Source organism: Burkholderia contaminans (genome assembly GCF_029633825.1).
GTDB lineage: Bacteria > Pseudomonadota > Gammaproteobacteria > Burkholderiales > Burkholderiaceae > Burkholderia > Burkholderia contaminans.
Genome location: NZ_CP090645.1, coordinates 49,705 through 76,150, shown reverse-complemented (window position 1 = coordinate 76,150; position 26,446 = coordinate 49,705). Strand labels below are relative to the sequence as shown.

Sequence of the window (26,446 nt, the reverse complement as noted above, 5' to 3'; positions counted from 1 at the left end):
GGACGCGAGGGCAAAGTGTCATTACACCTTGCAAGTGTGCGTAATAAAAAAGAAAGGTGTGCAGATGGATTCGCGTAATCTTATGCAGCTTATTCGAGGCGGACTGATTCAGCAAGACCGTCTTCTCAAGTTGGATACGTCGTTGGGAAGCGACGTTTTGCTTCCCCACCAGATGGTCGGGGAATCACGACTCGGCCGCGATTTCGAGTTTGTCGTCGACGTCGTCTCGACGACGTCGAGCGTCGAGCTGAAAAAACTCATCGCGCAGCCTGCGACAGTCTGGATCCAGCAGAGCAGTGGCGCCTACGCGCCACACAACGGCTACGTGCATACGGCGAGACGTCTGGGTGCCGACGGCGGACTGACGTTTCACCAGTTGACTATCGCCTCGTGGATGCACTTTCTTCGATTTCGCCGCGACCAGAAGATCTGGCAGGACAGGTCGGTCGACTCGATCGTCACAGACATTTTCAACGCGCATCCCCAAGCACGCGGCTTCTTCGAGTTTCATCTGTCGCGCACCTTGCCATCGCTCTCGTTCTGCCGCCAGAACGAGACAGATTGGAATTTCGTCCACCGGCTCCTGGAATCGGAAGGGCTGTACGGCTACTGGAAGCAGGACAGCGACGGCAAAGCGCACCGCCTTGTCATCACCGATCGCCTGACGGCTCTCGATGAAGCACTGCCGCTCACGTTTTCCCGTGCAGGCACGACCATCGTTTCGGACGCGCTCACGCAGTGGAGCGGCACGCGCACGCTGCAAAGCACGTCGCTGACCACGCGCACCTTCGACTACAAGAATCCGGCGAGCGCGTTCAACGCGAAGGGAACGTCGTTGCCGACGATGCCGAATCAGGGCGATCTTCCGGAGCAAGCCGAGGTCTATCAGTACACCGGTGCCTATACGTTCATGGCGCAGGAGCGAGGCGACGCGCTGTCCAAAACCCGCCTCGAAGAATGGGAATCACGGTCAAAGCGTTTTTTCGGTGTCGGCGGTTGGCGAGCAGCAGACGCAGGCAAACGTTTCACCTTGAACGGCCACCCCGATCACGACAGCGACTCGACCGAGCAGCGCGAATTCGCTGCGATCGCGGTGCGCTGGATCGTGCGGAACAACTTGCCGATCTCGCAAACGTCGACCCGGATGCCACATAGCCTCGACCGGCTGATCGCCGAGTCTGGGGTTGACGACCTGGGCAGCGGTGCGCATACCTCGCCGGCTGCGGACGGATCCACGGGTGCGTATCAGGTGGAGATCGAAGCACAGCGGACGACGGTTCCGTTCCGAAGCCCGTTTGATCATGCCAAGCCGACCACACATCTCGAGACCGCGGTCGTGGTCGGCCCGCAGAACGAAGAGGTCTACACCGACGAGTTGAACCGCATCAAGGTGCGATTCATTTGGGATCGTGTTAACGACGGGAACGAGAGCGCATCGTGCTGGGTCCGCGTTGCGCAGTCCGATACCGGCAGCGGGTACGGTGCCGTCCATCCACCGCGAGTCGGCGAAGAGGTCTTGATCGATTACGTCGGTGGGGACTGTGACCGCCCAATCGCAATTGCACGCGTCTATAACGGCGCGACGAAGCCCCAGTGGCATACGAATGGTCTGCTATCGGGCTATCGGTCGAAGGAGTTCGCCGGGGCAGGGTACAACCAGATGGTGATGGACGACTCGACCGGGCAAAACCGTGTGCAGTTGTTCAGCAGCCAAGGAAATTCCGCGCTGCATCTCGGCTACCTGATCCAGCAGACCGGCAATGCGCGCGGTGATTACCTAGGGACCGGCTTCGATCTCCGAACCGACAGCTACGGTGCAGTTCGCGCGAATCGTGGGCTATACGTTACCACGTATCCGAAGCCGGTCGACAGCCAGCCACTCGACGCACGCGAGACACAACAGCAACTGGTGCGGGCCGAGAGCTTGCTCGAATCACTTTCCGACGCAAGCACCGCACACGACGCCGAGGGCTTGCAGGCCGGATACGACGCATTGAAGCAGCTGACCGACGCGTCGCAAGAGTCGGCCCCCGGTTCCGCGTCTGGGGGACGCACAGCAGGCGGTGGTACGGGTTCTGCGAATACCTTCAAAGAACCGATCATGCTTTTGGGAAGTCCGTCGGGCATCGCGATCTCGACGAACGACTCCGCCCACCTGTCGGCTGCGCAACACGTCAACATCGTCAGCGGTCAGAGCACGCACGTGGCGGTCGGGAAGTCGCTGATCGCGAGCGTCGCCAACAAGCTGAGCATTTTCGTTCAGAGTGCCGGCATGAAATTGTTCGCCGGCCGCGGCAAGATCGAGGTGCAAGCGCACTCGGACAACATCGAGCTGACCGCCCAGAAATCGGTCAAAGTCCTTTCGACGACCGCGAAAATCGAGGTTGCTGCTGATCAAGAGATCTACCTAACTTCCGGCGGCGCCTACATCCGCATCGCAAACGGTGACATCCAGATCCACGCGCCTGGCAAGATCGATATCAAGGGCGCGTCGCACAGTCTGGACGGACCGACCGCGCAAGGCTATGTCCTTCCTGGGCTACCCCATGCGGGGGACACCCCCCGATATCACGAACAGTTCCACCTGGTCGACGACGATGGCACGACCGTTCTGCCACACACAAAGTACGAGATCGAAAGCGAATCCGGCAAGAAGTGGAGCGGCTTCAGCGATGCAAACGGCTTTACTCAGCATATTTATACCGATCAACCAGAGTCTCTTTCGCTGACGGTCTACAAGGAGGTCGATGATGACGGCGACGAAGAAGAAGCGTAAGACGGTGAAGCGGCACGTGAGGCACGCGTCGACGACCGGCACTGATCAAAATTCGCTGGTGAAGGCTGTCATTCAGAACGACGCCGGTGAATGGGTGCGCCCCGCGACAGGAGACAAGTTCTACATCGACGAAACCGCGAAGTTTCCGTCGATTACGTTCGAGTTTAAGTCGGACGATCCTCCCCCCTACCAATGGAAGTGGACGATCGTATGGGATGCGCAGGTGAGCCCGCTGAACGAGAAGCGAAACCGCGGTAAGAAAGTCCGGTCGTTTTCGGAGACCGGGTCTTTTACCAGTAATGACAAGGTGTGGGACGCGAAACTGAACGACAAGATCCTCGGCGGGAAGCTGTCCGTCGAGGTCAAGGCGGGCACAACGGACTTCCGACGTACCGTGATCATTCTCGGGAAAAATCCATCGAAAGACGACGTGCTCGCCTTTCTCAAACCGATTCCAAAGACGGTCGGCTTTGATCTCGTTCTCGATCAGGAGAGCCACTTCAAAAACTTCAGGAATTCTGACGAGGAGCCCGTGGTCGCGGGCGACAAGGGGTTCGGCATGACGCAAATGACGCATCCCGCACCAACGTATGAACAGGTCTGGAGCTGGAAGGAGAACATCAAGGCTGGTGTTGCGTTGTGGCAGCAGAAGCAAAACGATGCCATTAAGCACTTTGAGGGCCTTCCCTACACCGAGGAGCAGCTTCGACGTGAGACGTTTTCGAGATGGAACGGTGGCAGCTACTACAAGGTCGATAAGGCGGCGGGGACGATCGAGCGTAACGACGTGTTGTGCGACACGCAAGCGGGTAACATAGGATGGGACATGACTAACCCTTCGAACGCAGGCAAGAGTGAAGCAGAGCTTCGCGCGCGCGACAAGGATGAGTACCCGAAAATGAAGGGTGGTCAAACCAAAGATCATCCATGGAAGTATTCCGGAATCTGCTATGTCGATCATATCTTCGGTAATTAAGTGTTGCGTCGTTGCTGTTGCTGTGGCCGGTGCGGTGAACGCGTTCGCGGACGAACAGGCGCCCGCCTCGGTTCAGCTTTCGAATGGACTTCGGTTCCAACCGACTGAAGATGGAAAGCGGCTGATCGAAGTAGACGCCGCCCATCACCGCACAATCACGGTGAAGTTGCCCACGGCATTTCGTCGGACCGTCGCTTCATCGTCGGGCATCGGATTTCCATCGGCGACATCAAAGGTCGTCGACGGAAAGGAGTTGGTGCTGGTGGTCGTGAGCCAATCGTCGAGCAACAAGCCGATGGGCTTTTGCGGAGCCGGCGACGAGAGCACGCTGTATGCGCTGCAGGTCAACGGCAACGCCGCGGTCCCGGTCTATTCGATGCCGGTACAAAGCTGTTTGCACAGCGTGTCTCTCGATGACAATGGAGGCTATCGGTCGCCGTGGCTCGCGATTGAGTGGGTCGAGAACCCATTCGGATTCAAGATCACCTGGACCAATATCGACGACGCCGGTAATGCGACGCGCGAATATCGTTACAACGGCAGCACATTCGTGCAGCGCAAGTAGTAGCGCGCTCGCTCGTCGGCAGGGCGCCGAGTAGCTCGGTCCGGTCCACGAGCTTGCGCGCGACGTCCAGGACCCGTGCCGCTGCAGACTACAGATCGCATCGAAGCTGAATGGTCTGGCGATCCATGTCGCTTCGATTTAAGAATACGCTGCATCTTGCCGATAACCAGCGAATATGATCGACGTAGTGTCCTCGGTCGCCTAAGATACTCGATGAGTATATAAGGGGAGGGCGCGTGAAGAAGCTTCCGCACACACAACAGGATTTCCTGCGACACGCCATGAGTGTTCTAGGCATGACGCGTGAAGAGTTCGCGGAACGCATTGGTGCGAAGAAGCGCGCACTCGACAACTGGCTACTCCCATCCAGTTCTGCAGAGTATCGCTCCATGCCGGACATGGCGTGGAAGTTCATCCGCGAGATCCTGGGCCGCGACAAACACTGTCCTTGACAGCACTCATTGAGTATATAGTATGTAGATATACTCAATGAGGAATCGGGATCAGCGTCAACACTCCCGTGCGTATCTAACGTGGTATGTGTCGACGTTCCGTGCCGGCCGGCCGCCGTGCAAAATGTAGACAGACGAGCAGAAAATGATAAAGATCGTGTGTGCGGGAATCCTGAGTCTGTTTTTGGCTGCGTGCCATAACGGTACCGAGGGCGTAGCGGGAACGTACGGAGTTGAAGAGCATGGCAAGGTGAATCCGCTCGTCAAGGTCGAATCGGCAGGTGACACGTATTCGCTCTCCGAATTCCGCGCCGGGAAGTGGGTGCCGGTGAAGGGTGTGGTTAAGCCGTTTACGCAGAAGGATCTCGAGACGCTGACCAAGCACAAGGTGGACGTGCCGGTCGATGGTATCCAAACCAACTCTTTCGCCCTGATCCAGGTACCGAAGGGATGGACCGATGGGCCTTTCACGACCAGGACGGGCTATTTCGCGATCCTGATGTTTTCCCCCGTTGAGCTACAGAAAATGTGAGCCACATTTCATGCAACGAAGCTTGACTTGATAGTTGACGCGGCGCGTGCGAGAAAGGCCAATGCTGCGACGTCGGAGCAGGTGGACAGATCGGGCGGAGGTGCCCAGGAGCACATGGTGTGAGGCACGCAATGAAAGGAACCCTGGTTGTCCCATTCGCGGTCTTCTTACTAGAGCCGCGTGCACTGTTCGCACAAGCACTACCAAACGACGCCCCGTTCATTGTGGCCCGAGCAGTCGCGGACGAAAATGCAGCCCGTTATGGCCTAGTCGATCGAGAAAAGCCGTGTCAAACGGAGGGCTATATAACGCGCTCGCGTGAAGCCCGAAGTGTCGTTTGGTGTAGAAACGGGCGTTGGGAGGATCTCGCACGTGAAGATCGTCGTTAATCAATGGTGGACTTGGTACCTCAGCCTGGGGGCGCTTGACCAAGTGCTGTATGTGCTCCTGACATCACTTTTGTGGTTCGGGGCTCTCTACACTTTCAACATTTTCGGGTTCCGCAGGACATTTTTTGGCGATGAAGCGCAACGTCACTCGAAGGACGAGGCATGACCGTCGAACTTAGCGATCGTGATTATCAACAGCTTGTGGCAGCTCGGAACGCGATGGGTTCGGCGCTCAGTTGCCTTATCGACAACGCAGAGCCTATGGCAACGACCCCGGCTATAGCGGAGGCCCGTCGTGTCTTGGCTCAGTACGGCGAACACCAAGGTTTCGTTGTGTTGGCGAATCCGAAAAACCCGTATCAAATACGCGCGAATTCTGTATTGACGGGCACCACGATACTTGCTCTTTGCGTGTCATTTTTCTGCGTTGGCGTTCTTTGGTCATTCCCTCTCAATGTGACTGGGTGGCTTACGGCGATGTGCATAAGCGGAGGAATTGCTCTCGGTAGCGGTGTCATAGAAGTCATAGTCACGCGACGACGGGATTGACGAAAAGGAAAGCCATGTCCCTCCTAAGTTTTGTGAAATTTCCGTACAGAATGCCGGACGGCTTCGAGGCGGTCGATTCCTACGACACCAAGGACATCCTGCCGTCGGAGTTCAGAATGCGGTTTTGCAAGGTGACTGCGGCCGGGCGACTGCTCTGCGACGAAGACGGCGATCTTCACTACGACGACGCTATGACGATTGGCAACGTTGAACGTCGCGAGTACATGCTCTACTTTGAATCAGGCTCGTTGAAATGGATAGGGTGCTTCGAATCGGATGGTAGCGTGTGCAAGTACGAATTTGACGTCTCGAACTATCTCGGTGATCGGTGATTTTTGCTCTTGAATCACGGTCGACGTGTCATCGAAAAGTGCAACACTCAGAAATGCACCTCTGACGGCGATGTATTCCATTATGTAAAATCACGAGGATTCCTAATGAGTCTGATTTCGGATATCAAGGTGGTAACGGGCATCGGTCGCACAACCATCGAGGAAAAGCGAGCGTTTTGCAAAGAGCGCGGTAAGCACACGCTGGAGATCCAAGATGACACGCGCAGCGACGGTACCCGAGAGTGGAAGTGCAAATACTGCGGAGAGACACGGTCGGCAGCCGAGGGGTTTACGCCGAACGACGTTTATTGAATCTGTGTATATTTATTGATCCAGCAACCTTATAGAGGAAAGTCTTTCACATTCATGGCTACCTATCTCGAACTGAAAGCGCAAGCAGAAGCCCTCGCACAGCAGGCCGAAGAAGCGCGACTTGCAGAGCTGGATGGCATCATCACGACGATGCGTGAGCAGATCGCTGAATTCGGCATCACTCCCGATCAGCTTTTCGGCCGACGTCGCGCTGGTGCGGCGAGCGAGCGCGCGCCGATCGCGCCGAAGTATCGTGATCCGAAGACGGGTGCCACCTGGAGTGGCCGCGGTAAGGCGCCGCGATGGATTGCAGGGAAGAATCGTGCCCGCTTCCTGATTGCCGACGCCGAGTAAATCGGCGAGCACACTAACCGGAGCTTGGTACGGGCCGGTTGTGTTTAGTGACTATGGTTTAACTAGACTCCAAATTTACGTGAGGAGCATCATGTTCTCGCCATACATTGAACCGCTAATCCGGCTCCGCGACTGGGCCATCCGCTGGTGGCTGATTCTCATGGTCGGCACGGTGGTTGCTGCCGGCGTCCTTGGCTCCGTCGAGCTCGGGATTCGCGCGATTGTCCGCGCGCTGACTGGCCATGCCGTATGACACGCCCGATTGTTTATCTCGCGGGCTTCGATGTGTTTCGTCCGGATGCGGCCGCCTACGGCGCTACTTTAAAAGTGCTATGCGACGAGCTCGGTTTCCGAGGGGTCTTTCCACTCGATGCAGAGATCGGCCCGGGCTTAGCGCCTGCGCACCAGGCGCGTCAGATCTACGAAAGCAACATCGCGTCGATCCAATGCTGCGACGTCGTGATGGCAAATCTGGCCGACTTCCGTGGCGCCGGCGAGCCGGACTCGGGCACCGCGTTCGAGGTCGGTTTTGCAGTAGCACATGGCAAACCGGTCTTCGCCTACACGAGCGACGTCGCGCCGTTGATCGACCGGGTGCCCCGCCATCCCAGCGCAGGTCGTCGGCCAGAATGCATGCGCGGCTACCTTATTGAGGATTTTGGCCTACCGGTCAACTTGATGCTCGCCTGCTCGGCGACGATCGTCAGTGGTGGGCCACGCGACTGCCTGCAGGAGATCGCAGTATCGCTGAATGTCCGGCCCCTACCGGCTTGATACTCAGCTCCGGCAAGTGTCGTTTCCGACGCTTGGCGCGACCAGGCGCGCTCATCCCAGGAATCCCTAGCGAGAATCGGATTGCACGCGTGCCGGCGGCGGCCGGTAGCTTGATTCGGGCGAACTTGCGCTACTTCGCGGGCTTGGGTGGCCGATGGGACTTCGCGAGTCCACGCTGGACCAGCGCCGCGTATAAGTCGAACGCCGGCTTAAATTTCTCCTGGATTGCCTTCACATGGACCGCAAGCTGCTGTCGCTTGTATCCATAGCGTTCCGCTGCCTCGGACAAGGGCACACCCTGCACCAGATGATCACGTAGCGCGCTGAGCATGCTCTCGTTCTCGATCCGTGAAAGCGCGAGCATGGCGGCCAGAGTCTCTGCAGTGAGGGGGTAGTCCGGGACTTTCATCGGGTGGGTGCATTACCTTTCGTTGTCTTCGTTCGGGCAGAGCGGCGCCGGTGTGGCTGCCGCTCCGCACCACGTCATGCGGCCACAGCGGTCTTCGATGTGAGCTTTGATTGGAACTCGCCATCCAGGCGCATCTCGAGCTCCGCCATCTCGGGCGGCAGTGAAACATGCGCCAACAGCAGCAGCCTTGAGGCCGTCGCCTTCACGCCGTCCGACGTCTTCTGCATTTTACCGAGAACGACGCAGCGGTTATCCCACATCAGCGAGGCGCGCCGCGGATCAACCTTCGCGAGGGCGGCCATCTGATCCCACCGCGCGAGCTCTGGATGAATCACGCCCTCCTCTGGGCGACCGTGATCCAACATGTAGCCGGTAAAGAGCGCGCGTCGCGCGAATATGCCCAGCGCTTCGAGCCACACGGCGTGGCCGATCACAAATTCTTCGCGCACCTCGAAGGCAGGGAGATCGCCGTTGATCATCGCGGCCCAATGCGGAACGTGCCGTGCGCACGCTTCGAAGAACGTCTTCAGAAACGCGTCGATCTGGGCCAACTGCTTGGGTTCCAGCTCGACGACGTTTTTCTGGGTGACCCCGGTGAGCAGCGAGAGGAACTTCTTGAACGCGACCAGGCTCCAGAGTTTCGAGGACTTGGCCGCTACCGCCGAGTTCTCGACATCGATCCGCCGGTCGATCCCCGGCAGCATGTCGATGACCGACAGCGCCCAGGCATTGAACGGATCGCGCCGGTCGTACAACGCGTTGATGGCGGATGACGGCTTGACCTGGCGGCCGTTGATGTCGGCAAACATCTGTTGCGAGCGCTCGAGGCCCTGATCGAAAAACATCGTCACGACGATCGACTCCTCACGCAGTGCCGGCCGGCGAGCGATCGCGAGTTCGATGCCTTTGCGGCGATGCTGACCGTCGTTGATCAACAGCGTGGCACCCATCGGCACATGTAACAGACCGATGCGTCCACCAGCACCCGCCACGGGTAGCGGCTCGAAAGACATTTCGGCCGACACGCTCGCGGTGATCGCCGGCAGCACGTAGCTATCGGGGTTGTCGACCAGATACTCGCCAATGTCCGCGGCGCGGCGCTCGTTGAGTTGGCGCTGCGCACGCAGACGCGCGGGCACGGTGTCCTCCTCGTCGAATGCGAAGAGCTTGACCAGGGCGCTATACGGCACCTGAGCGGCATAGTAACTTCGGCCCGCTTGCGTGCCGGCGACGGCGGGAAACGTGTAGGTGAATTCACTGCGCTCCGTTGCGAGCTCGTTGGTCACCGCCTCGACGCGCGCGCGTCGCTCGGCATTCGCTAGGCGATCGATCTGTGCGGCATCCAGCTCGGCCCGCGCCTTGTCCTCGTATCGCTCGCGCAGCTCGCCCAGCGACAGCTGCAGATGCTCGAGCATCCACGCGGTGTCTTCCTCCGTCACGGGCTTGCTGCTCTGCCAGTAGGGGTCGAGCACCCCTTTCATCGCATAGATCGCGTCAGCATCGAACTTCATCTGCAGATAGCGTTGCGCCAACTCCGGATATGCCTGCCCTTTGACCAGCGGCGTGTCGTGATCAATGAAGCCAAAGCCAGGCGTTCGGGTGGAGCACTCCCTGTCGCGGTTGAGCTTGCGCGCGCGCTCGGACGCTTTGTGCGACTCCGCATGCGATGAGACCACTGTTCCGAATGCTGCGTCGCCGACGTCGGAGAGAAACATCGCCTTCAGGGTGATGACGTAGAAGTTGTTGCGAGCCATGGTCCAAGGTCCTCGATTGAGTTTCGCGCCGGCTATTGGAGAGGCGCGATGACGGTAACGCCATGACTGAATACTACGTTATGCATACGAGATTAAGCAATAGATATCTATTGCTCGTTTTCTCGATTATCGACAATAATGGAGTCTCCAACGCAAACGAGGCAGCCATGGAAAATCGAGCCACTCAGCGTCCCGAGTCGACTCGCTCAATTCGAGCTCGCTGCTTGAAGGAGATCCGCATGCCTCCCTTGAATCAGCTTTCGCCGACCCTCGTGATCATGGCGTGCTCCGCGACCAAGCTGGAGCATGCGGCACGAGCAATCGATCTGTACCGAGGTGTGATGTACAGCACGTTCCGCGTGAACGTCCGGGCAACGTCGGCGCCGGCGGTGATGATCCTGTCCGCTCTGCACGGCTTCATTGCGCCGGACACGATCATTGAGCCCTACGATCAACTGATGACGCCCGCCCGTGCCGACCTCATGCTCGGCGAGCTCGACCGCTTCATGCCGACGGCGTGGCCGGCGTCGGCACGCTCGATCCTGCTCGCTGGCGGCCGGAACTACAGGCGCGTGATGAACGCCGGTCTAGCACGCCAGGTCGAACTCGGGCACATACCGGCGGGTGCGCTTGTGCTGGAGACAGGCGGCAGTATCGGCTATCAGCGCCAGCAACTGGGGGCATTTCTGCGCGGCGAGCGCCTGTAGGCGGCCGCTCGCGTGTCAATTGCAGGGCGATCGTCACGTGGTCGCCGTACAATCGACCGATCGCGTATCCACCTGCCCGAGGAAGGGAGCATCGCATGAGTACCTCCACACGTACCGTCACCCGCTTGTTCGACCTGTTCACCCCAGAGCAGCTCGAGGAGCTCGACAATGCACCGCTACTACCCTCCGGTGTACGCCACCCGTCGTGGTTCCCGCTGTGTGCGCGGGAGAAGCTGCGCGTGGTCGATATCTTGGTCCACGAATCGGTGCCGCGCATTGCCCAGGAGACTGGTGGCGAAGCGTGGTTGGAAGATCTCGTCGATCGCCTTCTCAATCTCCAAGACGAGAGCGGAGCCTCGTCGGCCCTGGCGGAGATCCGCGCATACGGCGGTCTGCTTGAAGCGGGATTCAAGGTGACGCCGATCATCAGACGCAGCGACGCCACGCCGGATTTCTCGGTGGACGCCGGCGACGGGCCGGTGACGGTCGAGGTGTTTCAGAAGCACCAGGACAAGGAGCAGGACAACCTCGTGGCGGCCGCGAACACGCCGAACGGTCAGCACCCTTACGGGATCGAACGCTCGGAGATAACGGAGGGTGATAGGACGGTGCGTACGACAGTGACCGTGTTGACCCCGGGCGGGCGGCCGGATCCGAAGAAGGAAGGGGACAGCGTCCAGGCCAACCTGATTAGCAGGGTCTGCGGGATGAAGCCGGACGAGGGCCAGGTGGACCCCGACCGGCCGTGCGTGCTCGTTGCCGATTTCACCAACTTTGGCGGCGCCATAGCCTCGCAACTGGTCAAGCCGCACCAGACGTCGCCGCTCATTCGTGGATCCGCTGGTCGGGAGTTGTGCAGTGGTGGGATGTGGTACGGGGTCTACGGCTGGAGGGATGCGCCCGTGTTCGAGGATCAGTCAGGCCCGAAGCGTATGGGACACGACGGGCGCTTCCGCCTCGAGGGCAAGAAGAAGAGTCGCCTGTCGGCCATTCTGTTCGTGTTCCATGAGGACGTAGTGCTTCTCGAGAACCCGTGGGCGCCGCGTCCGCTGCCGCCGCTCGCCCGGTTCGCCTTCAGCTGCTATCCATATTTCAACATGCCTTTTTCGATCGCCGACTGGCATCCTGGCAACACCTTGGCGATCGTCGAGGCCCAGCGTCGCATGATCGAAGCGTTCGACGCTTGACACACGACACAAGGGGTAGCCGCGGAGAGCCGGTGCCCTACCACCAACATCCACTCGAAGGAGCGTGCAATATTATGGCCATCGACCCTCACCTGGTGAAGGCGTTCGGCGACGTGCTGCGCAGGCATGGCGTCGAGGTCACGAAGGACACCATCGAGAAGATCAGAGAAACCTTGGGCTACGTGCCGAGGGTCGGGGTGCTCGGCAAGACCGGGGTGGGAAAGTCCGCGCTCTTCAACGCACTGTTCGGACACGACGTCGCTGAAGTCAACGACGTGTCCGCATGCACACGTGCACCGCAGCAGGCCCTCCTCGACATGCAGGGCGATCTTGCCGGCGTGCTCCTGGTCGACCTGCCCGGCTTGGGCGAAAGCGCCGAACGCGACGTGGAGTACGCAGCACTCTACCGCAACCTCCTCCCGGAATTAGACCTGGTGTTGTGGGTTGTCAAAGCCGACGACCGCGCCCTGGCGGCCGACAAAGCCTACTATCAGACGATCGTGGAGCCGGAAATCGGGCGCAGCGCGACGAAATTCCTGGTGGTGGTCAATCAATGCGACAAGCTGGAGCCGACAGACGCCTGGATCCGGGACGAGCGCCGGCCAGGCGCCGAGCAGCTCGCGAACATCGAGCAGAAGCGATCGGACGTTGGCGCCCTCTTCAACCTTCCGACCGCCGAGATCTGCGCCGCCTCCGCGACACGCCGCTGGCAACTGACCGAACTGGTCGACCGAATGGTCCTCGCGTTACCGGAACATGCGAGGTACGGATTCGTCCGGGGAACCAGGGAAGAGCACGTTTCGGAGAGTGCCAGGCAACATGGGGCCAAAGGGGCAGTGACAACGTTGCTGAAGGAGATTGGGTTAGCGGTGGGTATGGCCGCATTTGCCGCGCTGGTGGCTGCCATCGCCGCCCGCTCTGCAAAGCGCGACGGAACGTAGAACGGTTCCCCGCGGCTCGGCCTCCAGCAGCTCGAGGCAGCTCTCCGCTGCAGGGTTTGCGTGTCGCAAGGACCGATCCAGTGCGCTGTCCGACCGACCCGAATCGCGATCGCGACGAGTCCGGCTACGGCGTTCGGAATTCGCTGTCGACAACGGCGAGCTCGTCGACGAGATCTCGCTGGCCGGGCTGCGGCGCGTGAACTGTCGGCGCCCGCCGCAGCCGAGGATGGCCGCCGCGTCGCAACGCTGCCGCGACGCCTTGCAATTGCGCCCACAATTGGTCGGCCGCCGCCGGCGTCAGCGTATCAGCCGCTGTATCGATTGCGGTGACGATCCCCTCGAGCTGCGCCGATGCACTTGCAAGCGTGGGCCGGGCACGAGCCAGCTCTGAACTCGCGTGATAGACCGCAAGCCACCGATTGAGCGATGTGTGCTCTTCGACCGATAGCAGCTCAAGCAATGCTCTCGGAACCTCATCTCCTGCGCGAAATGCCCCAATAAGCAGCTGACGGTTGCGCCCCGTTTCCGTGGAGCGTTGAACACGCAACAGCTTCACCTGGCGACCCTGTTCGCGGATGAGCATGGGTTTGTCGACCTCGTGATGGAGACGTGGGCAGGATAGCGCACGACTGTGTCACGGGCTACGGTGTGATGTCACAGCGACTCGGGATCAATACGCCAGATCGGGCCTAATCCGGCAGCGTCGCAAAGGAGTGCCCACGCCGAATACGGAATGGCCGCCTGGTTGGCAATCCACCGCCGAATCTGGCGGCCGGTCGGATCCGCAAGACCGAGGTATCGGGTGGCAGCTCGTGCGCTCATACCGGTCCGACGAACGACCTCCTGAACTTCAGAGCCGGTTGGTGACGCCCAGTGGATGGCCGGCTGCAGGCATTCCGGTCGGATTTCCATTTGGACAGAGCTACTCATCATTTACCTCGTTGATTCGGTGATTGGGTGTCTATCGCGGCACGCAATTTTGCGAGGACCGGAGAACACTCGGTAGGAAGATCTGGCGCCGGCGCTCCGACCGGCCGCACCGACGCAGCCTCGAGGCATACCATCTCGAGGAACTGAGCCTGCTGGATCCTTGCCGACGCGAGCTCGGCTCGCGCGAGATTACTCGATTCGACGTCGCGCGAGTGCCAGTATGAGAGAGAGCCGGTGATTGCGCCCGCTGCGCCAACCACGAGGCCCAGCGCGAACGCTGCCAACTCAGTGTTGGTCAGTCTCCAACTGAAGAACGATTTCGCGTAGTTCACTTTGCCCTCCGTGGACGGGTGTAGTGTTCGAGTCAAAAAAAGAACGAGCCGATGATGATGCCGGCAACCAGGGTGCCGAGGCTGAAGCCAGATCGGGGCTGCAGCGCCTCCTGTTGCTTGCGCCGGAGTTCGCGTCGACGCTCACGCTCCGCCAGGATTCGCTCCTGGCGCTCCGCTGCCGCCCTCGCCGCTCGCACTTCGTCGCAATATTGATCGAAACCGACTTGATAGATGCGTGCAGCGGCTCGAGCGGACGACTGTACAAGGAGGCAAAGCTGGAGCCACGTCGCAATTCCGACCACGTAGTAGGCCCCTCTTTGGATCCATGCCGGTACCGCTACGCTGAGATCTTGCGAGCCGGTGTCCGAATACACCAGACGGACGCCCAGTTGATGCTCGAAGGCGGTAGCGAAGGGCCGGCCGATGTACTGGATGGCCTGGTCGACGATCGGCACGCCAATCGCGCCTTGGCAGAAGCGAACGGCTTGATACGCGACGACCAACCCAAGCGCGGCGCCCGTAACCTCGATCCCCTTCGCGATGTATTCCTTGTTCACACCCCTCTCCTTTTTTGAACTCCCAGCGGCGGGGCTGGGACTGTTCAATTTAGCCCCCACGGCTTACGCCGCGGGGGGAACACGTACGATCCGAGATCGCGTCGCGATCACGGATCGTACTTGACGACCCCAGTCGGGTCCATACCGGCGCCCTGCACAACGAGACCTTCCGATCCAGCCCCCGCGGCTTGTGCCGCGGAGGAAACACGCTTGCCCCGCGATCACTTCGCGATCGCGGACCAAGCTTGACGACCCCGTAGTGGTCTGCGCAGGCCCCACCGAATCGTCCCTGCGCTTCGCTCCGGGCCGGGCCTCTCCCCACGCATGGCGTGGGTCCCCGTGGCCCTCGATTCGGGCGCGCAGGCGCGCGCGCAACGTCTTCGCGACGTCGCCCCCGAGCTTACAAGAAGGGGGGATCGTCCGCTTCTTCGTCGCGCCGCATGGACGCCCGGTCGCATGACCGAGCGCCCCGTATCAATTAGTCAATTGCCCGGAAGATCTCCCGCTGTTCCGGATGTTGAACCGCGAACGCTCGCAGTGCATGGTAGTGATCGATGAACCGCTCGTCGCCGAAGGTCTCGGCCATGTGGCACAGCGCGTACAACGTAACGACGATGCCGAACGCCTCGGCACCCATCGATCCCTCGTAGCTGTTCAGGTTCCAGCGTACCGACACCGGCGCTGCGATCTCCGGGGCGAGATAGAACGCGCCGTTCGAGAGGCGGAAAAAATGCCACATGCCGCCGTTGTACGTCGAGCAGAGACGGCGCGCCCAATCGTACACAAACGCTTCGCCATGCAGGTATCGCGCGCCGAAGTAATGCGGCAAAAAGTGCATACGCTGTTCCTCGACGACCAGCTCCGAACGAATTTCAATGACGTTTTCTTCCACGGTTTTACTCCGGTTAAGGACCGCTGCGATGTGCTGCGGCCATATCGATATATTAGGACATAAAGACCTAATAGGCAATGAATTTATTTGAATAATTCGTTGCTGTTAGGTCTTTAAGACCTTATTATATGGTTGTGGCCTCGGCGTGGTGCTGAGGTCCGTAACCGGAGAAAACCCGTGTCTGAAATTGCAACGAATGCGACCCCTGCCATCGACGGCCTTGCCCCGCTCCAGTACGTACCCCTCGGCACCTTGCGCGTGTCGCCGCACAACGCACGTAAGAAGCCGCCCACTCGTATCCGCGAGATGGCGGAGGACATCGCCGTTTCGGGCCTGCTGCAAAACCTTGTCGCTCACGTGATCGATGGCGAACCCGGCCAGCATGGCGTGTGCGCGGGACAGCGCAGGCTCGCCGCGATGGACCTGCTCAAAAGTGAGGGACGCGCACGCGACAGCGACCTGATTCCGATTCGCATCGTGTCGGAAGGGGAAGCATTGGCGATCTCCCTGATCGAAAACGCGGAGCGTGAAGGCATGCATATTGCCGACCAATGCGTGGCGTTCGGCCGAATGGCCGCAGAGGGGCGCTCCATCGCCGACATCGCCGGCCGTCTCAACGTGGCAGAGCGGGACGTGCGCCGAGCGTTAAAGCTGGCGAGTGTCTCGCCAAAGCTGATCGACGTGTTTCGCGATGACGGGATGTCGTACGAGCAGGTGTGCGCGCTCGCATTGAGTGACAGTCACGAACAGCAAGAGCGGATTTGGTTCGACGCTAAACAGGATTGGCAGAAGCGGCCCAACGCAATCCGAAGTGTGATCACGCAAGAGGAGACATGCGCGCGCGACAACCCGCTTGTTGCTTTTGTCGGGCTGGACGCTTACGAGGCGGCAGGCGGATACGTGCGCCGGGATTTGTTCAGCGATGCGAAGAATAGCGGATACATCAACGATCTGGAATTGCTCAGCCGACTGGCAGTAGAAAGGCTGACGGCGGTAGCCGTGGACACCGGCGCGGAAGGCTGGTCGTGGGTGGAAACGGCTGTCCAACGTGATTCGACGCTACTCGCACGATATGGCCGGTTGCGCCCGGAGACGCGGGACTTTACCCGCAAGGAAAAGGCCGAGTTTCGGAAGCTTGAGAAGGCCCGTGATGACGCTCGCCAAGCGTTTTTTGCGCACCAAGACTCGGATGCAGCGGAGGACGACGACGCGAAAGGCGAAGCACTGGAAGAGGTCGCGCAAGAGGCGGAAGCGGCTTTAGCCGAACTTGCCGAGCGACGCAACGCTTGGACGGACGAGCAGAAAGCACGCGCGGGCGCTTACATCTGGATCGACTATTCCGGCACCCTGCAGATCGAGCGAGGACTCGTCAAGCCAAGCGAGAAGGCCGCAGTAAAGGAGTCGGGTGTCGTCGGGACCGAGCAAATCACGCCTGAGAAGGCAAAACCGCTGCATGGTGAAACGCTGTGCGAACGTCTGACGGCGCATCGTACCGCTGCCGTCCAGGTGGAACTGATGAAGCGGCCGACCGTCGCCCTCGCCTATCAGATGTTCGCGATGGTGCCGCGCGTGTTCGCCGAGCATTACGAGGCAGGCGCGATGGATGCACTGGATGCGCAGTTCACGCCGACCCATGAACGCCTGTTGCGCGCGGCCGACGACATGGCCGACAGTCCGGCGTGGCTGTTCATCGACGGGGAGCGGCAGAAGTGGCGCGCGGTGCTGCCTTGCAAGGTTCGCGATCTGTTGCCGTGGCTTCTGTCGTGCTCCGAGGACATGCTTGCCAATCTGTTCGCTTTCTGTGTGGCTTCGACCGTCAACGGCCTGAGTCGATGGGACCGGCCGCACGATGTCAACACGTTGGCCGACACCCTTGGCCTCGACATGGCCGCGTACTGGAAGCCCACCCGCGCGAGTTACCTGAACCACGTTTCGAAGCAGCGCATCATCGACGTGGTAACACAGGCGGTATCGGCCGACGCGGCGGCGCAGCTCGTGGGTATGAAGAAGGGCGAAGCGGCGGCGGCCGCCGAACTGCGGCTTGCAGAAAGTGGCTGGTTGCCAGAGGTGCTGGCGAACCGGCAGACGGACACGGTATGGGAGGACGATGAACCGGACGCAGACGAAGCCGACCCGGAGGTTGATCCTGACATTCCGCATTGACGCCATGATCCGATAAGCAACAGTGGCGCCCTGACGGGGCGTCTCTTTTGACTCATACGCCCTCGCCCATTGTCGATTAGACATCGGGCGACTTCCTCATTGAAACAAAAATGTCACTTGCTTAATAGGTCTTAAAGACCTATTATATCGATATGGCCGCAGCATATCGCAGCGGTCCTTATCCGGAGAAAAAGCCGTGACTCAAATTACCCGCCTTTCGCGCACGTTCGCCGCCCACTCCCCGTCGCTGCGCGCAGACACGCCGCTGTCGAATGATCAGATCGCGCGCGTCGCCCCGTCGATCCTCGCGACCGAGGCGCACGAAAGCCGCTCGAATCGCTACACGTACATCCCGACTATCAAGGTGCTCGACGGCCTGCGCAAGGAGGGTTTCGAGCCGTTCTTTGTTTGCCAGACGCGTGTGCGCGACGACAGCAAGCGCGAGCACACGAAGCACATGATTCGTCTGCGCCATGCGACGCAGATCAACGGTGCGGAAGCCGACGAGATCATCATGTTGAACAGCCATGACGGCTCGAGCAGCTACCAGATGATCGCCGGGATGTTCCGCTTCGTCTGCAAAAACGGCATGGTGTGCGGCGACACGCTGTCGGATATCCGTGTGCCCCACAAGGGCAACATCGTGGACAACGTGATTCAAGGCGCGTTCGACGTTCTGGACGGCTTCAACCTGATCCGTGAGCAGAAGGAAGGCATGCAGGCTGTCACGCTGCAGCGCGAGGAGCAAGCGCTACTCGCCGAAACCGCGCTGTCCCTGAAGTACGAACCGAACGCCGACGTGCCCGCGCCGATCACGCCGGATCAACTGTTGCGGGCACGTCGCACGGAGGATCGAAACGACGACCTGTGGACGACGTTCAACCGGATTCAGGAAAACATGATTCGCGGCGGGTTGCGTGGCCGGTCGGCCACTGGTCGCACGATGACAACGCGCGAAGTAGCCGGGATCGACCAAAACGTAAAGCTCAACCGCGCGCTGTGGGTGCTGGGTGAAGGTATGCGCAAGCTCAAGCAAGGCTAACCGCCGAGCCTGCAACGCTCCCAAAGGCCCCGCTTCGGCGGGGCCTTTTGCATGGAGCCACGGTCGGCTCAGCTGCCGCACGCGGCAATGACATTCGCGCGCGCAATCGGGCAATCCAGTGGAGCGCCCGCCACTCCAGATCGAAAGCACCGCTGCGCGGTGCTTTCTCACGTCCAAAGGCGACTTACCACCCTCTCCACGGTCGCCTTGTCGTTCTTGCAATCGCCAGCTCAAGGAAGACCGTCAGCGTGCTAACGGGGGTGTGTCTACCCGTCGCCAACGATCGCCGGAAGTGTGTCGACGGCCGGTCGGTTGACGTGTGCGCAACGAGTGTCGCACACGTCAACCGACCTTCAAGGGCTTTCGCGGCATAAACGACCGGCTCTCCCTGACCGGGAGGCCCATCATTTATTCCACGGTCCCTTGACCGCCGCCCCCCTTCCGGCGCTCGCCAGCGCCGGGTAGACACACTGTGCAGCCGCTGGCGCTGCCGTGCTGCCCATCGTCCTAACCTCGATGGAGCACATCATGGACTTCTTTTACCTTGGCGATTGCCTTGACATTCTCCCCACCCTTCCGGACGGCGTTGCAGACTTCGCACTGACCGACCCGCCCTATCTCGTCAACTACAAGGACCGCTCCGGTCGCTCGATCGCCAACGACGTACATGGTGAATGGCTCGCACCTGCCTTCGATGAAGTGTTCCGCGTGCTGAAACGAGACGCGCTGTGTATCAGCTTCTACGGCTGGACGAAAACAGACGAATTTTTCGACGCATGGCGCTCGGTCGGATTCCGGATCGTCGGACACATCGTGTTCGCAAAGCCGTACGCGTCGCGCGAACGGTTCGTAAAGTACCAGCACGAATCCGCCTATGTTCTCGCGAAGGGGTCGCCGGCCCTGCCCGCGTCGCCGGTGCCGGACGTACTGCCGTGGAAGTATTCCGGTAATCGTCTGCACCCGACCGAAAAGCCGATCGGCAGCATGCGAACACTGATCGAAGCCTTCACGAAGCCGGGCGATCTCGTCCTGGACCCGTTCGCGGGGTCCGGCACGACGTGCGCGGCCGCGAAGCAACTGCGCCGGCGGTATGTCGGCATCGAGCTGGACGCTACCTATCACGCATCGGCCGTCGCGCGCCTGGCGGCGCTCGACGCAATCGCCGCCTGACTATCGACAGTACGGCGCTGCCGGCGCGTGTCTGTGCCGCTGGCGGCCCCCCTCGCGGAGACCTGAACAATGACCCTGAAACCCTATCTTGAGAATGCAATGCTGAGTGCGATCGCCGAGAACATCTTCTGCCTTGTGCCGGCGGCGCTTGTGCATGGCGAAGCCTCGTCCCGCATCGACGTAGCGCTCGGCGACCTCTTGTACGCACTGCGCGAAGCCTACGAGGCCGGTAAGGCCGTGGGGGACGCGTGATGCCCGACCCTGAACGCGACGCGATGCTGGCGGGCATCGCGCGCCGATACCTGTTCGTGGAAACGCTCGAACGCCGTTATCGGGATCGGCTCGACTTCTACGACGTCGCCGTGTGGAGCCTAAAGGATGCGCTCATTGCTGCATTTGACGCCGGCCGTACGCAGGCACGGACCGACCGGTAACACAGCAGGCCGCCGGCATCACGCCGGCGGTCGCTCCGGATTGTCGGGGTCAACAGCGGCCGACGCAGGCTTAGGAGATGGGTCGCGCAGCGGATTCGGGAAATACAGTTCCTTTCGTGCCTGCTGTCGCGCCGCGCGTTGCTCCGGCGTCAGAGAGCGCCGCTGTTCGTGAGTAAGCGTCTCGCTCGTCAGCCAGTCGTCGGGAAGCGCGACCTTCGGCCGTACTACGGCCGCGACCAATGCCTTGATGGATTGGACCGGCCCAGCTGGCCGCTGCGCTGCGGTAGCGGGTGCGTCGTCGGCCGCCGATGCCGGCTCCGGGGCCTGCTGTTCGGAAAGCGACGTGCGGGGGGCAACGGGCCGTGCAGCGGCTCGCCGCGCGTCACGCGGTAGCGGCAGATTACGTTCGCGCCGGACGCGGGAAATCATCACGTCGAGCGTCGCGACGGACAGGTCGAGGCCGTGCTTTGCGAGCAGGTCGCGAATGGCGAGATGCCGCACGCCTGCGTCGATCGCGGCACAGACGTATTCGAACATTTCGCGAAAGCGGGCCATCTTCGAGCGATGCTCGGCCCCGCGTGCCAGTGCCAGCGAATCGTGAGCGAGAAGTGCGAGGTCGGTCATGACGTAGACCCGTGGAGAGCGAGCGCGAGGTGTGCCATCAGTGCATTTGTGACGTGAGACGGGCTGACTGTAGAGCCGCACCGGGGCGGGCGTCAATACGCGGAGGGCAGATTCTTGTGCCGGGTTCTGACCGAAATGATACGGATTCCGTATGGAATCTGAGAGGCCACGACTTGAGCTGTTGGATTTGCGTAGGAGCTTGTTAGGTCGTGTACGGTCGCGGCCCGGCCGCCTGTCGGCCGAGGCACGATGGATATGTAAACGGAAATGCTAACGCATTCCCGTTTTCATATCGCGTGCCCAAAGGGGCGGGCCCCTTTGGAAACCCCGCGGGCTCCGCCCGCTCAACATCCGGCGCCGAAATCGGCGGGGCGCCTGCCGCTGGCAGGCGTTGCGTCGATGCGACATTCGGCTCGTGTCGCGGTGCTTCGAGAGGCGCACCTCCGACGTGCTGATAGCACGCTTGTCGGCGGTGCGGCATCCCGACCAGGTGGTCGGCGTGTGGCCGGTTTCAGGAAGCAGGTGGGTGGGTCGCGCTGGCGACACTGCGCGGAGACGGTTTGGTCGCTGACAGTTAGTTGCGAAGGAGATTCGCGCTGCCCCTCCTCTGTAGACATGCGGGCCGGTGGCGATCGAGGGCAATGGCGGGCAATCGGGCGCGCACACGCGCGCGTTGAGCTCGCGGCCGACTGGTCGGTCGCGAGCGATTTACGCGCCCTTGTCGAGGGCGGCGATAGCCGCCCTCGACTTAGGGCCTGCCGGAGGACAGTCTGCGCTGACCGCTGGCCAATAGTTGGCAAGCGTGCGTAGCACGCGTGACGCCACGGCGGAGCCGTGGGTGGATTTCAATCGGCTGTAGTTAGAGATGTACCCTGGTTAAGAACCGACATTTAAATGCCGTCAGACCCGACAAATAAACGAACTTATACACAGCCATTGACCGGCGGACGGACTGTCGACACGACAAAAGTCACCAATTCGCGGTGGCCGCGGCTACGCCGCGACGTCGCGCTAACGCGAAACACGAGCGCGGGACGTGGGTTGCCCTCGCTCGCGCGATCGAAAGGTGGACAACTATGGGAGAGGTGTCAGCCTGGTGGGGCCAGCTGCTGACGTGCGGCCGCGTAGCAAGCGTCGCGGCCCCATTCGGGATGTTCGGCCTTGATTTGTCCTGCACGGAGCACGAGTGCGCGATCGTACTCGGCCTGGCTGGTTCCGTTGTCGGCACTCTGCCTGCTACGCGCTTGTATCGCGGCGATTTTGTCGGTCAGAACCGTTGCGATCTCCGACGCCTTGCGATCATGCTTCCTCTGCTTCGAAACTCGGCGCTGCGCTCGCAGCAGCGCTCGCGTGCGTTCATGACGGAGCCATCGGCCGAGGCCGAATGCTTCGAACAGTACCGGCGCGATGTATCGAATTGCCGCGATCCCTTTGTATCGGACACCTTGGTCCGATTCCTGGACCTCGCATTGCCGGCGAAGCTTCACGAGCTTGGCGCCAGCCAGATCGCGCAGCGCACGCTCCGCGCGGCGCAATGGCAAGCCGGCCTGCTCCGCGAGGTAAGAGAGAGTGAAGTCGACCCAACCGTTGGCACCTGGTACGCCAATCCGCAGCGTCGCCAGGTCACAGAATTTGATCATCGCACGTGCGAGCTGCACACATGCAACGCGCCGTTCGCTGCGCTGCTGACGGGGGCTACCGTTCTGTGCGTTCAGGCGTCCAAGCCACTGCGCCGGCTGGTCGAGATATCGGCCGAGGCGCATCTTCAACTCGCGCAGGATGCGCGGTGAGCGAGCTGACGCAGGAAATGGAATGTCGGCCGGCCACACCCGCTCCGGAAGTGACCGACTCGGATCGGGCGTCAACGGCTCAGCCTGCCCGGTTGTTGGCGGGCATTGCGACATGTTGAATGGAAGTGCGACCGGCACGATGGGCGCGCTACCGTGAACCGCGCTCCTGGCCACTACGCAACGTGCGTGTGGCGGTCGACAGCAATACCTGCCGACGCCGCGTCGAGACCGCGCCGGTGCATGTTTTGGAGACGGCTTTGTGAGGTTGGTTCATCTGCTCGAATATTAAGAAAATAAGGCGGCAGATGACGCTTGACAGAACGTTGTCCTCTCCTACAATCAATTCTCTGGTGAGGAGGGTGACTGTCGGCGTCTGGGATACGTTCGGTAGGCATCATCCGGGAGAGCCCCCGTCTAGTCCACGGGGGCTTTCTTTTTCTCGGCTAGATCACGGTTTCATCTCCGGTTGCGAGGACGGCACCACGTCGACCGTCTCGATGTGCTGCGCGACCGGCGATCCGACCGCCGTGTCGACGCGCGACGGCTGTGCCGCCTGCAGGTGTGAATCGATGCGAACATGACGCGCCTCGGTCAGTGCACGATTCAAGGCCGCGTCACTGAATTGAATGCTCAGCCCGGCGGCAGCGGCCACCTCGACAGCAGCCTGCTGAAACGTCGCGCTACCTTCGAGCTCAAGCGTCCGGCCGAACTTCATCTGCGAGAGCCGCAACCCCGCCTCGAGCGCGGCCCAGTCGATCGCGAGCACGTCGACAGCGTTACCGCGATCGACGATCAGATCGTGGCCATCGCGGCTATAGCAGATGCTCCCGCCGGCGCTGACCGAAAGTGCGAGATCCTGGCCACCGAAGACGATAGCGTTCTCTCTCCATTCGACTGCGCCGGGCGACCGGACCACTCCGACCGCGCGCCGATCGGGCTCGGTCGGTTTGCCGGTCCGACGCAACTCGGCGATCGCCGCGACGTCGCCCCCCTGGGCCCGTTCCTGTAACCATTCGGTAAAGGTCGGGCCGGACGCCGGTCCGTGTTGCGCTTTCAGCGCATCGCGTTCGTGACGAACAGCCGCCGCAAGTGACGTCTCGTCGAGTGCACGACTGAATCGCGCGGCCGACAACGCCTGACGCTGAGTCGCGCGGGACATCGTCGGATCCTGGCGCAGTGCAGTGCGCTTGCCCTCGAAGGTCTCGACAATTGTGTCCCGGCGACTGCGCTCCCCTTCCCGCTGGTTCTGCCATGCGTTCTGCCGCGCACGGCCGCGAGCCTCGCGTTCCATCACATACTCACGCCACAGCGCTGCTCGCGGCTGCTCACGAACACGGGGAATCGGATGCCCATCGAGCTGGCGCTGGTAGACCGCCTTGAGTAGCGGCGCTGCTTCCCGCCAAGGCAGATTCAATTCTTTGGTTAAAAAATCGGACACCGTCAGATGCCGGCGGCCGGCACGAATGCGCGTGCCGCCATCCTTTCCGGTCACAACCATGTATTTCTGCGGCAGGACCCCATGCGAATGGGACAGCTCCGCCAGCAGCCGCTCGCCGCTGAGTCGCCGGCGGATCTCGCCAAACTCGCCACTCGCGGCCCGTTCGCGCTGCCGCTCATGTACATCACGGGTACGTTGGGAGATCGCGTTGTCGGCTACTCGCCCCGTCGACTCTCTTTCTCGCGCAATTTCTCGATCGCGATCGCGAGGCCGTCGCAAGCGATACGCGGATACGGGACGCTCGGGCTCCAGGTAATCGTCCGCATGATCTGGCAGTAGCACTGTACGTCCTTCGGGGACCCGAACCACAGCGCTGCTGGACAGCGCTCGCACAAGGTCGAAGGGTTCGGGCGCAAACTCCTGTTCATCTGCCCAAGCGCCAAACTCGTCGTCGGCATCGATGCTGGCGCCGCCTGGCCCGCCAGGTTCGAATCCGGCAGGTGGTCCGGAGAGGGTGATGTCGTCGAATGGGCTGTCGAATGGCCCGTCAAAAGGTCGCTCGACGTCGTCTGGTCGAAGTGGTGCGAATCCGGAGGTGTCGTCATCATGAAATTCCCTCAAATGCTGGGCATAGAAGCCCCGTTCCAGTTCATCCAACATCAGCTGCCGATCGGCGGCCGAAGATTCGTAATAGCGCGCCCACTGAAGTGCGTTGCCGCTATTGAGATACTTCACTTCGCGCGCACGGCTCGAGGACCACTCATCGAGCAACACCTCGATCTCATGTGGTGTCGCGCGCGGAGCCTTCCGGTCTTCGTAGTTCGCCGTAGCGTCGGCCGATAGCTGGGCACGCTTCTCCTCGGTCGACAGCTGGATGAATTCGCGCGAGAACACGAAGTCCTTGAGGTTCACGCCCTTGGCCGCCTCTGGCGGCTTAACGTTCGGATATTCGTCGTCGCTCCCGGCATTGCGCATCCGCACGGCGCCGTGTTCGGCCAACAGCGTCATAAAGTCCTCGTAGCGCTCGATTCCACGATCGAGCACCGCGTCGAGCAACGCCTCCTTCAACTCACGGCCGACTGGCTTGAACAGATCTCCGCGATAGCGGCTGAGCATCTCTGACGCGTCGGTCAGCTCAACGCGACGGTTGTCTTTTGGGCTCGCGAGCCCGTATTGCGCGTTGATGTGTTCCTGAATCGCGTCGATGAATGCGAGGTTCTTCTTCACGTAACCCAGCGGCTCCAAGTGCATCCCCGATACGAGGTTGAGCTTCGGAATCACCACGTGGATGTGCGGCTTGCGCTCCACGAGTTCGCCGGTCTTCTGATCGATGTAACTTTTCACGCGCGGCAGGTGCGCCTCGGCGTAGAAATTCATCTCGTCGGGGCGGTATGCCGAAAACACGAAGGATTTGAAATCCCGTACCACCGCGTCGAGCGTCGCCCGGTCAACGGCGTCCTCCTTAAAGCTCAACGTGATCGACAAGTACCGATCGACGTTCGGCGCCACATTGATCATCTGAATGATTGCGTCGGTGACATCGAGATCGCCGTCGAGCACGACCCGCTCGTCGAGCTCGTCACGGTCAAGTTCACGCCCGGCCTTTCGACCGTCTTCGAGATACGCCTTTACGCCGTCGTGGCGGCCCTTCACTCTAATCAACACGATGGAGGTGCGCTTTCAGGAGTTGCGTGATCAGTTCCAGTTCGTCGAGCAACGCGACGAACAGGTCGTCGCGCAGCTGGCCTGCAGCATTCGCGTGGTTCGCGACATGGGCCAGTTGGTTCAGGTTGTTGCCGGTCTTGTTGATCACGAACACGATGCGCTTGTAGTCGGCACTCACGGGCGGCCGCGCGACGATCTGAGTCCGGTTTGTCAGCACGCACTGGCGCAGAAACTCCGACTGGCTCAAACCCGATGCCCGGACTTTCTCGACGAAAGCCTGCCGCTCAGCCTCGGTCAAGCGCGTGCTAATCGGCGTTCCGAGCCCGTTTTCTGCACGGCGACGACCGCGCTTCGGCCGCGCGTCGAGGGCGCCCAAGTCGTTGTTGCTCACGGTGTGTCC

29 protein-coding genes are annotated in these 26,446 nt (G+C 60.9%); 20 read left to right on the top strand and 9 right to left on the bottom strand.

The features are described 5' to 3' along the window. The first annotated feature begins 64 nt into the window (after positions 1–64). From LXE91_RS42650 to LXE91_RS42600, 11 genes are all read left to right on the top strand, one after another. Positions 65–2,776, top strand: coding sequence for a type VI secretion system Vgr family protein (locus LXE91_RS42650; protein ID WP_069301960.1), 2,712 nt, complete (start codon positions 65–67; stop codon positions 2,774–2,776). After that, on the top strand, positions 2,751–3,752 hold the full coding sequence (locus tag LXE91_RS42645; protein WP_069301961.1) for a hypothetical protein: 1,002 nt from the start codon (positions 2,751–2,753) through the stop codon (positions 3,750–3,752). Before LXE91_RS42650 ends, LXE91_RS42645 begins: the two co-directional genes overlap by 26 nt. After that, positions 3,727–4,317, top strand: coding sequence for a hypothetical protein (locus tag LXE91_RS42640; RefSeq protein WP_141716974.1), 591 nt, complete (start codon positions 3,727–3,729; stop codon positions 4,315–4,317). Before LXE91_RS42645 ends, LXE91_RS42640 begins: the two co-directional genes overlap by 26 nt. A gap of 236 nt (positions 4,318–4,553) precedes the next feature. Beyond that, positions 4,554–4,769: a transcriptional regulator gene (locus LXE91_RS42635; RefSeq protein WP_226292008.1), complete on the top strand. Its 216-nt coding sequence runs from the start codon at positions 4,554–4,556 to the stop codon at positions 4,767–4,769. 145 nt (positions 4,770–4,914) lie between these two features. Then, complete coding sequence (locus tag LXE91_RS42630) at positions 4,915–5,301, top strand: hypothetical protein (RefSeq protein WP_069301963.1); 387 nt, start codon at positions 4,915–4,917, stop codon at positions 5,299–5,301. Between the two features lie 372 nt (positions 5,302–5,673). After that, positions 5,674–5,856 carry a hypothetical protein gene (locus tag LXE91_RS42625; RefSeq protein WP_141716975.1) on the top strand — a complete coding sequence of 61 codons (183 nt, stop codon included), beginning with the start codon at positions 5,674–5,676 and terminating at the stop codon, positions 5,854–5,856. A gap of 397 nt (positions 5,857–6,253) precedes the next feature. Then, positions 6,254–6,571, top strand: a complete 318-nt coding sequence (locus LXE91_RS42620) for a hypothetical protein (RefSeq protein ID WP_069301965.1) — start codon at positions 6,254–6,256, stop codon at positions 6,569–6,571. Positions 6,572–6,676: 105 nt separating this feature from the next. Next, on the top strand, positions 6,677–6,883 hold the full coding sequence (locus LXE91_RS42615; protein ID WP_070162842.1) for a hypothetical protein: 207 nt from the start codon (positions 6,677–6,679) through the stop codon (positions 6,881–6,883). 54 nt (positions 6,884–6,937) lie between these two features. Then, entirely contained in the window at positions 6,938–7,237 is a 300-nt protein-coding gene (locus tag LXE91_RS42610) for an H-NS histone family protein (protein WP_070162843.1), read from the top strand. Between the two features lie 91 nt (positions 7,238–7,328). Further along, positions 7,329–7,490: a hypothetical protein gene (locus LXE91_RS42605; RefSeq protein WP_174990677.1), complete on the top strand. Its 162-nt coding sequence runs from the start codon at positions 7,329–7,331 to the stop codon at positions 7,488–7,490. Beyond that, a complete protein-coding gene (locus LXE91_RS42600) occupies positions 7,487–8,011 on the top strand; it encodes a nucleoside 2-deoxyribosyltransferase (RefSeq protein ID WP_070162844.1) in 525 nt (174 codons plus the stop codon). The genes LXE91_RS42605 and LXE91_RS42600 overlap by 4 nt, the downstream gene beginning before the upstream one ends. Positions 8,012–8,141: 130 nt before the next feature. Here LXE91_RS42600 and LXE91_RS42595 read toward each other — a convergent pair whose 3' ends face one another. Both LXE91_RS42595 and LXE91_RS42590 read right to left on the bottom strand, forming a co-directional pair. Next, complete coding sequence (locus LXE91_RS42595) at positions 8,142–8,420, bottom strand: hypothetical protein (protein ID WP_070162845.1); 279 nt, start codon at positions 8,418–8,420, stop codon at positions 8,142–8,144. A 74-nt stretch (positions 8,421–8,494) separates the two neighbouring features. Next, on the bottom strand, positions 8,495–10,174 hold the full coding sequence (locus LXE91_RS42590) for a DNA sulfur modification protein DndB (protein WP_070162846.1): 1,680 nt from the start codon (positions 10,172–10,174) through the stop codon (positions 8,495–8,497). Between the two features lie 224 nt (positions 10,175–10,398). Between LXE91_RS42590 and LXE91_RS42585 the strand changes: the two genes are divergently transcribed. From LXE91_RS42585 to LXE91_RS42575, 3 genes are all read left to right on the top strand, one after another. After that, positions 10,399–10,881 (top strand): DUF6884 domain-containing protein, encoded by a 483-nt coding sequence (locus tag LXE91_RS42585; RefSeq protein WP_226292502.1) that lies wholly within the window; start codon positions 10,399–10,401, stop codon positions 10,879–10,881. Positions 10,882–10,976: 95 nt separating this feature from the next. Then, complete coding sequence (locus LXE91_RS42580; RefSeq protein ID WP_070162847.1) at positions 10,977–12,068, top strand: hypothetical protein; 1,092 nt, start codon at positions 10,977–10,979, stop codon at positions 12,066–12,068. Between the two features lie 74 nt (positions 12,069–12,142). Beyond that, positions 12,143–13,009 carry a GTPase gene (locus tag LXE91_RS42575; protein ID WP_070162848.1) on the top strand — a complete coding sequence of 289 codons (867 nt, stop codon included), beginning with the start codon at positions 12,143–12,145 and terminating at the stop codon, positions 13,007–13,009. Between the two features lie 124 nt (positions 13,010–13,133). Here LXE91_RS42575 and LXE91_RS42570 read toward each other — a convergent pair whose 3' ends face one another. The 4 genes from LXE91_RS42570 to LXE91_RS42550 form a co-directional block, all read right to left on the bottom strand. Continuing rightward, complete coding sequence (locus tag LXE91_RS42570; RefSeq protein WP_070162849.1) at positions 13,134–13,592, bottom strand: hypothetical protein; 459 nt, start codon at positions 13,590–13,592, stop codon at positions 13,134–13,136. A gap of 346 nt (positions 13,593–13,938) precedes the next feature. Then, positions 13,939–14,271 carry a hypothetical protein gene (locus LXE91_RS42560; protein WP_222150517.1) on the bottom strand — a complete coding sequence of 111 codons (333 nt, stop codon included), beginning with the start codon at positions 14,269–14,271 and terminating at the stop codon, positions 13,939–13,941. 32 nt (positions 14,272–14,303) lie between these two features. After that, a complete protein-coding gene (locus LXE91_RS42555; RefSeq protein ID WP_070162850.1) occupies positions 14,304–14,828 on the bottom strand; it encodes a hypothetical protein in 525 nt (174 codons plus the stop codon). 478 nt (positions 14,829–15,306) lie between these two features. After that, positions 15,307–15,720 carry an antirestriction protein gene (locus tag LXE91_RS42550; protein ID WP_226292501.1) on the bottom strand — a complete coding sequence of 138 codons (414 nt, stop codon included), beginning with the start codon at positions 15,718–15,720 and terminating at the stop codon, positions 15,307–15,309. A gap of 177 nt (positions 15,721–15,897) precedes the next feature. Between LXE91_RS42550 and LXE91_RS42545 the strand changes: the two genes are divergently transcribed. The 5 genes from LXE91_RS42545 to LXE91_RS42525 all read left to right on the top strand — a co-directional run bounded on the left by LXE91_RS42545 (position 15,898) and on the right by LXE91_RS42525 (position 20,529). Then, positions 15,898–17,883 carry a ParB/RepB/Spo0J family partition protein gene (locus LXE91_RS42545; RefSeq protein ID WP_070162851.1) on the top strand — a complete coding sequence of 662 codons (1,986 nt, stop codon included), beginning with the start codon at positions 15,898–15,900 and terminating at the stop codon, positions 17,881–17,883. A gap of 196 nt (positions 17,884–18,079) precedes the next feature. Continuing rightward, the gene (locus tag LXE91_RS42540; RefSeq protein ID WP_070162852.1) at positions 18,080–18,925 is read left to right on the top strand and encodes a DUF932 domain-containing protein; all 846 of its coding nucleotides are present in this window, start codon (positions 18,080–18,082) and stop codon (positions 18,923–18,925) included. A gap of 528 nt (positions 18,926–19,453) precedes the next feature. Continuing rightward, positions 19,454–20,095, top strand: a complete 642-nt coding sequence (locus tag LXE91_RS42535) for a DNA methyltransferase (RefSeq protein ID WP_070162853.1) — start codon at positions 19,454–19,456, stop codon at positions 20,093–20,095. 69 nt (positions 20,096–20,164) lie between these two features. After that, positions 20,165–20,347 (top strand): hypothetical protein, encoded by a 183-nt coding sequence (locus tag LXE91_RS42530; protein ID WP_143330924.1) that lies wholly within the window; start codon positions 20,165–20,167, stop codon positions 20,345–20,347. Further along, positions 20,347–20,529: a DUF6900 domain-containing protein gene (locus tag LXE91_RS42525; protein WP_070162854.1), complete on the top strand. Its 183-nt coding sequence runs from the start codon at positions 20,347–20,349 to the stop codon at positions 20,527–20,529. Before LXE91_RS42530 ends, LXE91_RS42525 begins: the two co-directional genes overlap by 1 nt. Positions 20,530–20,547: 18 nt before the next feature. On the opposite strand, the gene LXE91_RS42520 is transcribed toward LXE91_RS42525, so the two are convergent. Then, positions 20,548–21,153, bottom strand: a complete 606-nt coding sequence (locus LXE91_RS42520) for a hypothetical protein (RefSeq protein WP_070162855.1) — start codon at positions 21,151–21,153, stop codon at positions 20,548–20,550. Positions 21,154–22,304: 1,151 nt separating this feature from the next. Here LXE91_RS42520 and LXE91_RS43725 point away from each other — a divergent pair. Continuing rightward, positions 22,305–22,943: a hypothetical protein gene (locus LXE91_RS43725; protein WP_174990678.1), complete on the top strand. Its 639-nt coding sequence runs from the start codon at positions 22,305–22,307 to the stop codon at positions 22,941–22,943. 448 nt (positions 22,944–23,391) lie between these two features. On the opposite strand, the gene LXE91_RS42510 is transcribed toward LXE91_RS43725, so the two are convergent. Further along, a complete protein-coding gene (locus LXE91_RS42510; protein ID WP_143330925.1) occupies positions 23,392–26,046 on the bottom strand; it encodes an LPD7 domain-containing protein in 2,655 nt (884 codons plus the stop codon). Then, positions 26,036–26,437, bottom strand: coding sequence for a plasmid mobilization protein (locus LXE91_RS42505; RefSeq protein ID WP_226292500.1), 402 nt, complete (start codon positions 26,435–26,437; stop codon positions 26,036–26,038). Before LXE91_RS42505 ends, LXE91_RS42510 begins: the two co-directional genes overlap by 11 nt. Positions 26,438–26,446: the final 9 nt, after the last annotated feature.